This is a genomic window from Pseudomonas sp. W2Oct36 (assembly GCF_041060465.1).
Classification (GTDB): Bacteria; Pseudomonadota; Gammaproteobacteria; order Pseudomonadales; family Pseudomonadaceae; genus Aquipseudomonas; species Aquipseudomonas graminis_B.
In genome coordinates this window covers 516,531-528,885 of sequence record NZ_JAUERW010000003.1, presented here as the reverse complement: position 1 = coordinate 528,885, position 12,355 = coordinate 516,531, and the positions used below count along the sequence as shown (strand labels likewise).

The window sequence follows — 12,355 nt, the reverse complement described above, 5'->3', positions numbered from 1 at the left end:
TGGTAGTGTGGGGTTTCCCCATGTGAGAGTAGGTCATCGTCAAGATTAAATTCCAGAACCCCATTTGCGAAAGCAGATGGGGTTTTGTTTTTGCGCGCGAAAAAGTTTCAGGCTGTACCAACAGCCAACAGCCAACAGCCAACAGCCAACAGCCAACAGTCGCCCAACTCACGCCCATAAAAAAGCCCCGCATCACTGCGGGGCTTTTTTACATGCTTTAGTTACTCGCTGAGCGTTTCAGTGGCTGGGGTTACTTTCACCGGAGCAACCTCGTCACGACGCTGAATGTATTTCCAGTCCGCCTCGTCGATGTAGATCCCGGCAGGCCCACTGCCGCCTTCGAGGTCAATCGCCACATGGGCCGAGACTTGGGGCTTAACGCTCGCCAGAATGGGGACAAAGCCCAGCTGCAAGCTTGTTTCCAGCAGGGCTGCCTGGTTTCTTTCATCGATGTCAGCGGCTTCGTCGAGGTAGTAGGGCAGACGAATTCGCCCGGCCTGCTCGCGATCCATGAGGTGCAGCAAGAGGTACATATTGGTCAGTGCCTTGATGGTCATGGTCGTGCCGTTGGACGCGGCGCCATCAATGTCGGTGTGGATAACCGGCTGGCTGTTGACCTTGGTGATCTCGAATGCAAGTTCAAACAAGTCTTTCAGACCGAGCTGGTTGTGGTTAGCCGCAACCAGGCGTGCCAGATACTCCTTGGCTTCCTCGTTCTTGTTGTCCTGCTCGGCGCTCTGGCTCAGATCGAACACCGACAGTGTTTCGCCCTCTTCGTACTGACCGGCGCTGTGAATGATCTGGTCGATGTGCTTGAGTGCTTCCTTGTTCGGCGCGAGCACAATGCGGAAGCTCTCCAGGTTGGAAACCTGCCGGCGATTGATCTCTCGGTTGAATAACGCCAATTGGTGCTCAAGGCTGTCGTAGTCGCTGCGGATGTTGCGTAGCGTCCGAGCGATGTCGGTCACAGCGGCACGCCGCGCCTTGCCCAGAGTAAGGGCTTCATCAGTGCGATGAGCATAGGCGTTGATCAGCAATTGCAGGCGCCGCTCCATGTCGTCCTCGCTGTCGAACTTCGCAACGCCTTTTAAACGAACCTGCGCGTAGAGCGCTTCGATCTGACCGTCGCAGCGCAGCAGACCCTGCCAGCTGTCCTGATAATCATTGAGCAGCGGCAGCAAGTTCTCCAGCGTGTCATCAACAGGCTCCATGAACGGCGTGCCAAATGGCAGATCGGCGGGGAGCAGCTGTCGACGACGCAGCGCGTCATCCAGCGTGCGTTGCTTGGACTCGAGGTCTCCGATCTGACGACCCACAAGTTGTAGCTTGGCCGACAGTTGTTGAACGCGCTCGGTGAAAGCATCACTGGCGCGCTTGAGCTCGTCTTGCGCCGCTTCCATCTGAGCCAATTGCTCAAGCTTCTCGCCCTCTTCAGCGCTCAATGTTTGAGCGCGGCGGAAGTCTTCGAGCGCTTTCTGCGCATCCAGCACTTGCTGGTACAACGCCTCGGTCTGGGTTTTGCTGGCCGCGCGGTCGGCCGCGACGGCTTGTTGAGTCTTGAGTTGCTTGAGCTCCTTCTCCAGGCGCTCCTTCTGATCGCGCAGCGCGGCGCGATCGGCCAGCGCCTGCAGGGCAGGGGGCTCGATGTTCGACAGATTGACCGTCAGGCCGGGCACTTCGAAGCGCTCGCCCTTGAAACCATCGAGAATCGCTTCGAGGGATTTGACCCAAGCGTCGCCATCATCCAGCGCGATGCCCTGCTCGCCCAGTGGCAAGCTGAACAGCGCGCTGTTGAAAAGGCGCATGAGGCGCTCGACATCAGGTTGCGAGAACTCTTCGCGCAAGCGGGCATAGCTGTTGTTGTCCGCATGATCGAGCTGTTGCTTGACTGACTTGAGACGTTTTTCCAGATCACGAAGACGCTCATCCAGATCCTCGGCGCTGAATTGGCGCGACTGCGCAAGGGCACCGGCCAGTTCATCATGAGCATCTTTTGCAGCCAGTAGCTGCTGTTCCAGAATCCTGACGTCGTCGACCAGCGCGAAGCGGTTCTTCAGGACCGACAGTTCGCCGATCCAGCGCTGGATGTTGCTGATTTCGCGCTCCAGCCGCATCAGCTCTTGCGTGCCGCCGCGCTGATCGTTCTGCAGCGAATCCTGTTCGTTACGGTAGTGCTCGCTCTGGATGACCAGCTCTTCTTTGCGCGCATTGGAGTAGTCCTGCCATGTGCCCAGCAACGAGTCGAGCAATGGCGACAGGCGATGCAGCTTGCCCCGCAGGATGTCGCGCTGTCTGACGCCATTGGCCAACGCTTCGACCAGCGGCCCGGCGAGCACCAGTGCGTTGTAGTCTTGCTCCATGCGGCGTACGTCACGGAACGCTTCTTCGCACGCTGCTATGTAATCGACGCTGCCGGAACGCAGGCTGTGCTCGAAGGCGTCGAGGAACAGCTGCTTGAGTTTGGCAGCAGTGATCTCGCGCATGTGCAGCAAGTTGATGAACAGTGCGCGGAAGGTCTTCAGGCTCTGTTCACTGGTCGAGCGCAAGGGAATCAGCGTCAGGTCCAGCGGGATCGACGTGTGGCCACCGACCAGCAAACGGCGCAGTTCATCGGGCTTCAGCTCATAGGCTTTCAGGCCCTGGCTTTCCAGATTGGCAAACAGCTCCTTCTGGCGCAGGCAGGTGTCGTTCTTCTGGTAGTGAGCCAAGTCCAGTTTGCCGGCATAGGCGAAGAACTGGTGACCGAAACCGCCGCCCGGGCCGCGACCGACCACGCCAATCACATGGGGGCCGTGGGGCAGGGAGACCTCGACGAGGATGTAGCTGGTATCAGAGGCGAAATAGAAGCGGCGCGATTGATCAAGGCTGTATTTGCCGAAGCTCATGTCCGACATGCGCGCGAGAATCGGGAACTGCAAAGCGTTGATCGACGCACTCTTGCCCAGGTTGTTCGCGCCGTAGACCGACAGCGGATGCTCCAGTGGGAACAACCCGAGGCTGTAACCGGCCGTGTTCAGCAGCGCGAAACGGCGTATGCCGTAGCGTTCCTGGCTCATGCGTCATGCTCCTGTTCTTCAGCGATCGCCCGGGCTAGCGCTTGCTCTTCGGTTTCTGCGGGTTCATCGAATTCGGTGAGGTCCAGCGGATCGTCGGTTTCCAGCAGTCGCTCATCGCTGTCATCGTCGATCAACACCGGGGCTGGCAACGGCAGTGCGCTATGCAAGCTGGCCGCCAGATCACGGTCTTGCTGTACGGACAGGCAGACGTCGAGGAAGCGATGCATGGGCGGCAGGAAGCGATAGATACCGACTTCTTCTGCGGCGAATCCCAGCTGGGTCATGCGGCGCATGATTTTTTCTTCCAGCTCTTCCTGGGTCTGTACTTCAGCTTGCAGGAACAGATCGCGGTACTTTTCCAGCAGCGAGGGCAGCTCGTCACGGCCCAGGCTGCCGCCATCGAGCACCGCGACCGGGTCGCGGCCCTGATCGGCCAGGTGCTCGACGAGGATGAACGTGAACAGCGCCAGACGTTGGGCCGTCTTGTTGACCTGTGCGGCCGCCAGATCAGGCACGAAGTAGTAGAAACCACGGGTGTCGCAGACCAGCTCGAAGCCCAGCGCCTTGAACAGGCCGCGGTACTGATCCTGCAGATTGGACAGCTGCGCGTACAGTTCGGGGTCGCGGCGGCTGACGTGGTAGCCCTTGAACAGCTCGCGGAAGATCGGCGCCAGCTGGGTCATTTCGGATAGATCAAGATGCATGGGCGGTGCCCTCGGAATTCTCTGGGGTGGCGTCTTTGCTCGAGAGCAGGGCGAAGGAGCGCAGGCTGACGCGGTGCTCCCGGGTCAGGTATTCGCCGCGCTCAAGGCGCTCGCGCTTGAAGCGTTTGTCCCGCGACAGCCGCGAAAACCAGTACAGCAATTCATCAGTCGCTCCGGTGGGCTCCTGTTCCAAAAGCCAGACCATCAGATCCGGCATTGGCAGGGCGTCTTCGCAGCGCTCCACCATCTCTTTGACCGTACGCGGCGCGCGCGGCGACTCGCCGTTTCGGGTGATGTTGGCCTTGGGAAACCGCGCGGGCTTGGGCTCGAAGCGCGCCAGCGCATACACGTACGCTTCAACCTGATTGGCACTGCCGAGGAAGGTGCTTTGCGGGCGGGTGAACATCGGCATCGCGGCCTGCGGCACGGCGTCCAGGCCTCGTCGACGAATCGCCGACAGCGCGAGTGCCGCACCGCGGGTCACGGCATTGTGGCGACGGGCCTCCTCACGCAGCGGCAGCAGCAGTTCACGCGCATGACGCAAGGTCAGTTGCGCGCTGGTCTGCATTTCGAGGATGCGCGCATGGGTGCGCAGCAGCATATCGTCGTCTACCAGATGGCCGAGACGCTGCTGGTCGGTGAGCATGCGCAGCAGCACGTTCTCGACCTTGCGCACGCCCTGTTCGAAGGCGCCATCGGCGTTCACCAATTGGATCATCGGCTCGACGTATTCATCCCAGGTCGCCAGCACTTCCGCGTAACGCTGACGCAGTGGGATCTGCCGGTCGCTGGTCTTGGCACGTTCGGCCACGGCCACCAGCGCCTGCTCATCGTTGGCGAGCTTTTTCAGGACATCGCGCACGCGCATGTCGAGCAGGCGCAATTGCCGCGCGAGGTCACTGGCATCGCGGGCGTCGAAGGCTTCCTGTATATAGCCGGCCAGCCGTTCGAGGTGGCGCAGGTACGCTTCGATTTCCAGGCACAAGCCCAGCCGATGCTCGCGACGCAGGTACGACAGGAAGTCGTGGATCTGCGCGTTCAGCTCAAAACGGTTCGGGCTTTTCGCCACCGGGACCAGAATGTCGAGCCGAATCCAGACGTCCAGCAGAGTGGTAATGTCCTGGGGCGTGCTCTCCAGTTGCTGGGCCGCCAGCTGCAAGCGCAGTTCGCTCAGGCTCAGAGTGCCCTGGTCGAAGTGCTCGCAGAGTGGCTCGAGAAGCGCCCAGTGTTCGGCAAGGGCGCGCAGGACGCGCTTAGGTTCGATCATCGGATGGTCGCTGACTGGCAAATAAAAGCGGCGATTGTACTGCATCGCCGGGCTCGTTTTTCACCCTCAGTCGATCAACAGCGGCGGGAAGCGATGAAGGCCTGTAGAATCTCCCGCCTGACTTTATCCACAGGTAGCTGACCTTTGCTCAACGAGCCTCGCCGTCGCGCTTATCTGACCGCCATGCAGGTGGTCAGCTGGCTGCCGCGCACTGAATTGCCTTTCGCCGCGCCGTCGCGTCCCGAGCTGCTTGCGCCCGTACCGCAGATTGAGGAGGCGCCTGCGCCGGTGGTTCAGGCGGATGCGCCTCGCACGCCGGATCGCGATTCGCCCTCCGTCGCGCCGACACCCGTTGTGCGTACCGTCGAGCGGCCGAAGATCGATATACCCCGCCCATCCAGTGCGCCCAAGCCAAAGCCTGTGCAGGAAGAAGAGGCCGCACCGGTCGTGGTCAAAGCGCCTGTTGTGCCGCCGCCACGGTTTGCCCTGCAACTGCTGCGCGCCGGGAGTTGCCTGTTGCTGGTGGAGTTGGTGACCGGCGAGCCGTTTCAGAGCCGCGACCCTTCCTATCTGTTGCTCAAAGACATGCTGCGCGCCGCCGGTTTGCCGGACAGCCCGCAGATCATCGGCGAGCCTGTGCGCTGGCCGCTGCTGGTGCGCGGGCAAATGGATCAAGGTCCAGAAGCGGCGCGCGATTTCGTTCAGGGTTTTCTGTACGCCCGGGTCGAAGAACAACCCTGCACCTGCCTGTGGCTGATCGGACTTCCGGCGCTGCGCTTTGCGGCTGAAACGGATGCGGAATCCTTCAATCTCGAACTCCAGGTTGACGGCCTGGGCTTGGCCTGGGCGCTGCCGGGTCTGGAACTATTGATGGACGAGCCGCAGCGCAAGGCCGAAGTGTGGCGCTCCATGCGTCAGTTGATGGGCCGTTGGAAGACCGTAGATGAATGATGCAGTAACGTTAACGTTTCGCCGAATGACCGAAGCTGACCTCGATGCCGTCCTGAAGATCGAATACGCCGCATTCAGCCATCCCTGGACGCGGGGCATTTACCTTGATGCGCTGAAGTCATACGAAGTCTGGCTGATGTTCGAAGGCAGTCAACAAGTGGGGCACGGGGTGATCAACATGATCATCGATGAAGCGCACTTGCTCAATATCACCGTCAAGCCGGAGAGTCAGGGGCGCGGCCTGGGGCTGGTGCTGCTTGAGCAACTGATGAAGCGCGCCTATGAGATGAATGGTCGGGAATGCTTTCTTGAGCTGCGTGACAGTAACCGAGCGGCCTACCGTCTATACGAACGTTATGGCTTCAACGAAATAGGCCGACGTCGGGACTATTACCCTGCAGTGGGCGGACGTGAAGACGCAATCGTCATGGCCTGCACGCTGTTCGAAGAGTAGGTGGCCTTCATGGGGCGAACCGGGTTCGCTCCCACGAGACTGAAGACGCTGATCAGACGCCAGGCTTGCCGTCCAGCGGATCAAGAATGGCCATTTCTTCCTCGTCCAGGCCATCGCCACCGCCAATGTCATCTTCATCGACGATGCTCAGGTCCAGATCAGCCGGGCCACCTTCGCCAGCTTCACGAGACGATCGTGCGCCGTCCTCCCGGATCAGTGTTTCCGGGCTCATGTCGTCGTCGGTCGGGTTGTGATCATCGGTGGAGGCACCGGTCAGCCCGGCTTCACGTACGCGTTCATCAGGGATCAAGGTCTCAAGCTCATCTTCAGGAATAACGTCGCCAATGCGCCCGCTCGGCTCATTGTTGTCGTTGAAGTTGAGCTCCTCCATCGATCCCATGCGGTCTTCGTTGTCATCGATGGGCTCAGGTTGAGTGGCATCGAATGGACGGCGTGAATCGTTCATGGCAAATCCTCAATAATGTCGGGCCTAATGGGTGGACCGGACGACATGGCGAAGATTCCATTCAGTTCCTGATCGGTGCCGCACATCGGTCGATCACTGCGCGTGACTTGAAGCGCCGAGCCCCAGTCATAGCTGAGCATCATTTCCGAGGCATCAACGCATGAACGAACTACAAGACTTGATCGACAACAACGAACGTTGGGCTGCCGCCATCAAGGAAGAAGACCCCGAGTTCTTTGCCAAGCTGGCACGCCAGCAGACGCCGGAATTCCTATGGATCGGTTGTTCGGACGCCCGTGTACCCGCCAATGAAATCGTCGGCATGCTGCCGGGCGATCTGTTCGTGCACCGCAACGTGGCCAACGTCGTGCTGCACACCGACCTCAATTGCCTGTCCGTGATTCAGTACGCCGTCGATGTGCTCAAGGTCAAACACATCCTCGTCACCGGTCACTACGGTTGCGGCGGCGTGCGCGCCTCGATGCAGGACCGCCAGTTCGGCCTGATCGACGGCTGGCTGCGCACCATTCGCGATCTGTACTACGAAAACCGTGAGCTGCTGGCCAAGCTGCCGACGGAAGAAGAACAAGTCGACCGGCTGTGCGAGCTGAACGTGATTCAGCAGGTCGCCAACGTCGGCCATACCAGCATTGTGCAAAACGCTTGGCATCGCGGACAGAAGTTGTCGGTTCACGGCTGCATTTATGGCATCAAGGATGGGCGCTGGAAGAGTCTGAACGCGACCATCAGCGGCCCGGAGCAATTGCCGCCGCAGTATCGTCTGCGTCCGCAGGGGGAGTGATCGGGTAGGGCATGCGTCCATCAAATAGTAGGAGCGAGCTTGCTCGCGGTAGCGTCAGTCCAGTCACCTCTGTGTGCGCTGAGGACATCGCGAGCAAGCTCACTCCTACAGGATCGATGCGTTAAAGCTGAGCGCTCTTCATCTGGGGCAGCGGCTTCTGCAGCTGCTTGATCTGCCGCGACACCTCGCCTGTCCGGCACTTCGCTGCCGCCTGATCCGGCGTCAACTTGCGGACCGTGGTGAAGAACAACTTGCAGGTTTCAACCTTGTTGGTCACCTGCCAGTGGGTCGTGCACTGGTTCAACAGCGCCGCCGGGTCGGTCGTTGGTTTCTGGCCCATGCCCGCTTGCCAGCACGCCGCGCTCAGGTCTTGGCCCATGACCTTCAAACCGGCTTCATCCGCCTTGGCTTCGTCCCCGCTGTAATTGCTTTTGTCCGCTGCATTCCAGATATAGCTCGGGTGATTCGAACCCAGCACCGCGACGCTTTGCCCGCCAGCCGGGCTGATGCTCGCCAGACCTAACACCGGAACCGTCACGTTGTACTGCTGCTTGAGCCAGGCGCGTACCGGCGCACCGAACGCGACCATCGGCAGCGATGAGCCCGCCGCGCTTTGCGTCAGCTGCTTGACCATGTTCGTCTGGTAATCGGTGAAGTAGCTGTAGACGTTTTCAAGGTCCTTGCCAGCGTTGGATGGCGCTGCAATGGGCGCGATGTCGATGATGGTTTGATAAGCCGGCGTCTGCTCTTTGGGAATCCCGTTATCCGTCAGCAGCTCGGACCAGCGGTCGGTCGTGGCCGAGAACAGATAGTCCTGAGCCTGAGTCAGGGAGTAGTCCGGCGGGAAATGCAGCAGCTCGACGCTCTTGCGATTTTCCAGCGCCATACCCAGCGGCAGAAACAGATACCAGTTGTAGGCAAATTTGTTATCGGCGTTGAGTTTGCTCGCGCCGGCGTAGGCCAGGTCGCCGGCGTCGAGCAGCGCTGAAAGTGGTTTGTCGTAGCCGTCCGGCACCCCGCTGATGTCGGCGTAAATCACGTCGTTGTCGTTGTGTACCGCAACCTTGGCCGCGCCGTACCCGTCACGCTGCACGCTTTGTGTGAGGTAGTGCTCGACGGTCTGTTCGAGCGTCCAGTTTCGGAAGCAGATGACATTGCAGTTATTCGGGTAGGCAAACAGGTGTGTGACGCGTTCCTTGCTCCCCAGTTTTACGCTGACTTCAGCCTGGGCGGTGATGCTCAGCGTCAATGCGGTCAGGGCGATGCTCAATACGGCTGTTTTTTTCATGCTCATGTCCTTGTTGGCGTAGACACCCCTCTGCGTGGGTGGTGTTTCGATCATGAAACACTTGGACAGGGCTGGGAATGGGCAGCGGCGGTTGCGGCGGATTTATATTCGAAGGCACGCCTGTAACGCGGCGTGCCAGAACTGGCCCACTGTTCTGCCAGCCGTCCAGGGCCCGCATTACTCTGGCGAGTGGCTCACAACACAAACCGCTGAACCATCGTGTTCAGGTCGGTTGCCAGCATCGACAGCGCATTGCTCGCCACCGTGGTTTGCTGAGCGCCCGACGCCGATTGCGTCGACAGGTCACGAATGCTGCTCAGGTTGCGATCAACTTCGTTAGCCACTTGCGCCTGTTGTTCGGCGGCGCTGGCGATCAGCATGTTCCGGTCGCTGATGGTCGAGGTTGCGCTGATGATGACGGTCAGTGCGTGACCAGTGGCAGCGGCTTGCTCCAGGGTTAGATTGGCCTGGGCCGCGGTGACGCGTAACGTTTGCGCGGTCTCCTGAGTGCTTTTCTGCACATCGTTGATCAGGGTCTCGATCTCGGTGGTCGACGCGCTGGTGCGTTGGGCGAGTGAGCGTACTTCATCGGCCACCACCGCGAACCCGCGGCCCGCTTCGCCCGCCCGTGCGGCTTCGATGGCGGCATTCAGTGCAAGCAGGTTGGTCTGGTTGGCGATCGCCCGGATCACTTCGAGAATCTTGCTGATGCTCAGCGTGCGCTCGGCGAGACCGTCGGCCTGGTGAGAGGAATCAAGAACGTTGTCGGTCAGCTCCTTGATCGAATCGATGGTGCCGGTCAGGCGCAGACGCCCTTCGGCGGCCGCTTCGTTGGACGCCTTCGATTCGCTCGACGTGCTGCTGGCATTGTCGGCGACTTCCCCGGCAGCCTGACTCATCTGGTTAACGGCAACTGCCGCCTGCTCGATCTCATCGTTTTGCAGTTGCAGGTTTTTGGCACTGGCATCGGCAATCGCCCCCATCTCCTGGACGGACTGGCTTAGCTGGCGAGCTGCGGCATAAATCTGATCGATCGTGCCGTGCAGATTGGCGCGCATCAGGCCCAAGGTTTTGAGCAATTGAGCGGTTTCATCCTTGCCTTCCGGAATCGGCTGCGGGCTCAAATCGCCTTGGGCAATGGTGCTGGCAATGTGCAGCGACTGACGCAGGGGGCGGATGATGCTCAGGCTAAGCCGCCACGCGAGTAACAAGGTGAGCACCAGCGCCACCACGATGGCGCTGACGGCGATGATTCGGGTCTGCTGGAACCGCGCGCCGGCCGCTTCGACGGTGCCCGCCGCACTTTGCTTGTTCAGCTCGCGCAGCAATTGCACCTGCATGTCCATCAGGTCGCCCTGCAGGCTCAGCGTGGTGTTGAGCAGCATGCGCGCGTCGTCGAGTTTGCGTTGCTCGATCAAAGCGATTTCGTCGTGCAGCCCCGGCATGAAAGCGCCATAGGCGTCTTGAAGGGCCTTGATGGAGTCTCGCTCGGTGCTGTCGGTGGCGTGGGCAAGATAATCGGCGAAGCCTTTTTCGACTTCGTTCTTCAGCTGCTCGACATTGATCTTGCTGGTCACTACCGCGCCGGGGTCGTCGGCATTGGCGATCAGCCTGGCGCTCTCGCCACGCAACTTGATCAGGTCGATGGCGATCGCGTCGGCCATGGCAATACTGGGCAGCGATCCACTCTCAACCGCCTCCCCCTGATCGCGGATGCTCTGCATCTGCAACAGGCAGAACACACCGAGCGCCACCAGCAACAGCGCGGTCACCCCGAAGCACAGCACCAACCGCTGGGTAATCCTGAAGCGACGCAGGAAAACAGGCCTGGAAGAAGGACGGACCACACGACGCAATAACCTTTTCACTGCCACCCATCCCATCGACGAAAACACCGGAGAGATGGTTATAGAGGTGTTCCGTGATGTCTTTGTGACATTGTTGGAGATGTTTCTGAATTGTTGCGGTACGGTCAGATGCTGGAGGCCAGCGTGACGTCAGCAGGGATACGAGTGGGCATTGTCAGCGCTGATTGTGGGATACGTCTTTGCAAGCCTCGGCGGCCTTGCTCCGTTATTTGCTGTACATACAATAATTCAATGCAGATAATCTTCGACATTGCAAAACGCGACATCACCTTTCTGAAGCGTGGCCTCGACTTTAGGGATGCCGGCTTGGTATTCGCCGGCAGGCATTTGACCCTCGAAGATTGCCGGCAGGACTACGGGGAAACCCGATATATCACGGTTGGAGTGTTGTCAGAACGTATGGTTGTCCTGGTCTGGACACCGCGCGGCGCGGCTCGCCGTATCATTTCCATGAGAAAGGCCAATGAGCGTGAACAAACCCTCTACCGGCACCGACTGGGTTGATCCCGGCGATGCACCCGAATTGTCAGATGCATACTTCGATCATGCTGATGAATATGTGGGTGACCAATTGGTCAAGCGTGGCCGACCACGTTCTGTGATTGTGCGGGAGCGAATTACCATTCGCCTGGAACACGACGTGGTGGAGCAGTTCCGGGCATCAGGACCCGGCTGGCAAACGCGTATGAATGCTGCACTGGTCGACTGGCTAAAAACCCATGAGCCGTCCGAAATATCGCTATGACCTTCCACGCACCCTAGGCACCAATCTCCTCCATAAACTCCCGCAAGAACCGCTCGGCCCGTGCATGCCTGACCTGCGCCATATGGCGGCCCGCGGCTGTTTTAAACCCCTGCGCCAGGGTGAAGATCTTGGTTGTGAAGTGATCGACGGCGAAGCGTTTGTCGTCCAGATCGCGCTGTTGCGCCTGCGGGTCGACCGGGTCGTAGAGGTGGCTGCCCATGCGCCCGGACACGTAGAACAGCCGCGCCACGCCGACCATGCCAAGGGCGTCGAGACGGTCGGCGTCTTGCAGGATCTTCGCTTCCAGCGAGGTGGGCGTGATGTTGGCCGAATAGCTGTGGCACTCGATGGCGTGGGCGACGGCCTGGGTCCGCTCTTCGTCCCAGCCCATTTCTGCGAGCAGTTCGGTCGCCTTCGCCGCGGCCAGGCGTGAGGCGCTTGAGCGAAAGGGCGAGTTCTTTTCCACGGAGACGCAGTCGTGGAGCAGGGTGGCGGCGAGCAGGATCTGGTGATCGCCTCCCTCCGTGTCACGAATGGCGCAGACGTTGCTCCAGACCCGGTGCAGATGGGATACGTCGTGGGAGCCGTCGAGCCTCTCTGCCACGGTGTGGGGAATCAGGAGGTCGGCGAGGGGCTGAAAAGGCGCGAAGGAGAGGGCGGTCATGGATCATCCTGTCGATGTCGGCGAACGGGGCGCCAGCATACAGATTGACCCGCATCAGCGCTGCCGGTTCGCTGAGCCGGGTTGCTGATC

General features: G+C 60.1%; 12 protein-coding genes. 5 read left to right on the top strand and 7 right to left on the bottom strand.

Going from position 1 to position 12,355, the window contains the following annotated elements; genetic code table 11:
• Window positions 1–221 precede the first annotated feature (221 nt).
• The 3 genes from mksF to mksB are packed head-to-tail and all read right to left on the bottom strand — an operon-like array spanning window position 222 to window position 5,027.
• Window positions 222–3,056 (bottom strand): Mks condensin complex protein MksF, encoded by a 2,835-nt coding sequence (gene mksF, locus QWI18_RS07790; RefSeq protein WP_369318558.1) that lies wholly within the window; start codon window positions 3,054–3,056, stop codon window positions 222–224.
• Window positions 3,053–3,760 (bottom strand): Mks condensin complex protein MksE, encoded by a 708-nt coding sequence (gene mksE, locus QWI18_RS07785; RefSeq protein WP_065991760.1) that lies wholly within the window; start codon window positions 3,758–3,760, stop codon window positions 3,053–3,055. The genes mksF and mksE overlap by 4 nt, the downstream gene beginning before the upstream one ends.
• Entirely contained in the window at window positions 3,750–5,027 is a 1,278-nt protein-coding gene (gene mksB / locus QWI18_RS07780; protein ID WP_192132834.1) for an Mks condensin complex protein MksB, read from the bottom strand. The genes mksE and mksB overlap by 11 nt, the downstream gene beginning before the upstream one ends.
• 144 nt (window positions 5,028–5,171) lie before the next feature.
• Between mksB and QWI18_RS07775 the strand changes: the two genes are divergently transcribed.
• The gene (locus QWI18_RS07775) at window positions 5,172–5,978 is read left to right on the top strand and encodes an energy transducer TonB (RefSeq protein ID WP_369318557.1); all 807 of its coding nucleotides are present in this window, start codon (window positions 5,172–5,174) and stop codon (window positions 5,976–5,978) included.
• A complete protein-coding gene (gene rimI / locus QWI18_RS07770) occupies window positions 5,971–6,432 on the top strand; it encodes a ribosomal protein S18-alanine N-acetyltransferase (protein ID WP_369318556.1) in 462 nt (153 codons plus the stop codon). Before QWI18_RS07775 ends, rimI begins: the two co-directional genes overlap by 8 nt.
• Window positions 6,433–6,484: 52 nt before the next feature.
• On the opposite strand, the gene QWI18_RS07765 is transcribed toward rimI, so the two are convergent.
• Complete coding sequence (locus tag QWI18_RS07765; protein ID WP_065991763.1) at window positions 6,485–6,898, bottom strand: serine kinase/phosphatase; 414 nt, start codon at window positions 6,896–6,898, stop codon at window positions 6,485–6,487.
• A 160-nt stretch (window positions 6,899–7,058) separates the two neighbouring features.
• On the opposite strand from QWI18_RS07765, the gene can reads away from it, so the two are divergent.
• Window positions 7,059–7,700: a carbonate dehydratase gene (can, locus tag QWI18_RS07760; RefSeq protein ID WP_065991764.1), complete on the top strand. Its 642-nt coding sequence runs from the start codon at window positions 7,059–7,061 to the stop codon at window positions 7,698–7,700.
• Between the two features lie 121 nt (window positions 7,701–7,821).
• Here can and QWI18_RS07755 read toward each other — a convergent pair whose 3' ends face one another.
• Window positions 7,822–8,988, bottom strand: coding sequence for a hypothetical protein (locus QWI18_RS07755; protein WP_369318555.1), 1,167 nt, complete (start codon window positions 8,986–8,988; stop codon window positions 7,822–7,824).
• 194 nt (window positions 8,989–9,182) lie between these two features.
• Window positions 9,183–10,805 carry a methyl-accepting chemotaxis protein gene (locus QWI18_RS07750; protein ID WP_369318564.1) on the bottom strand — a complete coding sequence of 541 codons (1,623 nt, stop codon included), beginning with the start codon at window positions 10,803–10,805 and terminating at the stop codon, window positions 9,183–9,185.
• Window positions 10,806–10,964: 159 nt separating this feature from the next.
• On the opposite strand from QWI18_RS07750, the gene QWI18_RS07745 reads away from it, so the two are divergent.
• Window positions 10,965–11,360 (top strand): BrnT family toxin, encoded by a 396-nt coding sequence (locus QWI18_RS07745; protein WP_369318554.1) that lies wholly within the window; start codon window positions 10,965–10,967, stop codon window positions 11,358–11,360.
• Window positions 11,320–11,601: a BrnA antitoxin family protein gene (locus QWI18_RS07740; protein ID WP_065991766.1), complete on the top strand. Its 282-nt coding sequence runs from the start codon at window positions 11,320–11,322 to the stop codon at window positions 11,599–11,601. The genes QWI18_RS07745 and QWI18_RS07740 overlap by 41 nt, the downstream gene beginning before the upstream one ends.
• 13 nt (window positions 11,602–11,614) lie before the next feature.
• On the opposite strand, the gene QWI18_RS07735 is transcribed toward QWI18_RS07740, so the two are convergent.
• Entirely contained in the window at window positions 11,615–12,265 is a 651-nt protein-coding gene (locus QWI18_RS07735; RefSeq protein WP_369318553.1) for an HD domain-containing protein, read from the bottom strand.
• Window positions 12,266–12,355: the final 90 nt, after the last annotated feature.

What these genes read in the sequence shown, in the direction of transcription:
- QWI18_RS07765 (WP_065991763.1), bottom strand. Translation starts at nt 6,898, where the DNA reads ATGAACGATTCACGCCGTCCATTCGATGCCACTCAACCTGAGCCCATC.
- QWI18_RS07735 (WP_369318553.1), bottom strand. Translation starts at nt 12,265, where the DNA reads ATGACCGCCCTCTCCTTCGCGCCTTTTCAGCCCCTCGCCGACCTCCTG.
- rimI (WP_369318556.1), top strand. Translation starts at nt 5,971, where the DNA reads ATGAATGATGCAGTAACGTTAACGTTTCGCCGAATGACCGAAGCTGAC.
- can (WP_065991764.1), top strand. Translation starts at nt 7,059, where the DNA reads ATGAACGAACTACAAGACTTGATCGACAACAACGAACGTTGGGCTGCC.
- mksF (WP_369318558.1), bottom strand. Translation starts at nt 3,056, where the DNA reads ATGAGCCAGGAACGCTACGGCATACGCCGTTTCGCGCTGCTGAACACG.
- QWI18_RS07740 (WP_065991766.1), top strand. Translation starts at nt 11,320, where the DNA reads ATGAGCGTGAACAAACCCTCTACCGGCACCGACTGGGTTGATCCCGGC.
- QWI18_RS07745 (WP_369318554.1), top strand. Translation starts at nt 10,965, where the DNA reads ATGCTGGAGGCCAGCGTGACGTCAGCAGGGATACGAGTGGGCATTGTC.
- mksB (WP_192132834.1), bottom strand. Translation starts at nt 5,027, where the DNA reads ATGATCGAACCTAAGCGCGTCCTGCGCGCCCTTGCCGAACACTGGGCG.
- QWI18_RS07755 (WP_369318555.1), bottom strand. Translation starts at nt 8,988, where the DNA reads ATGAAAAAAACAGCCGTATTGAGCATCGCCCTGACCGCATTGACGCTG.
- mksE (WP_065991760.1), bottom strand. Translation starts at nt 3,760, where the DNA reads ATGCATCTTGATCTATCCGAAATGACCCAGCTGGCGCCGATCTTCCGC.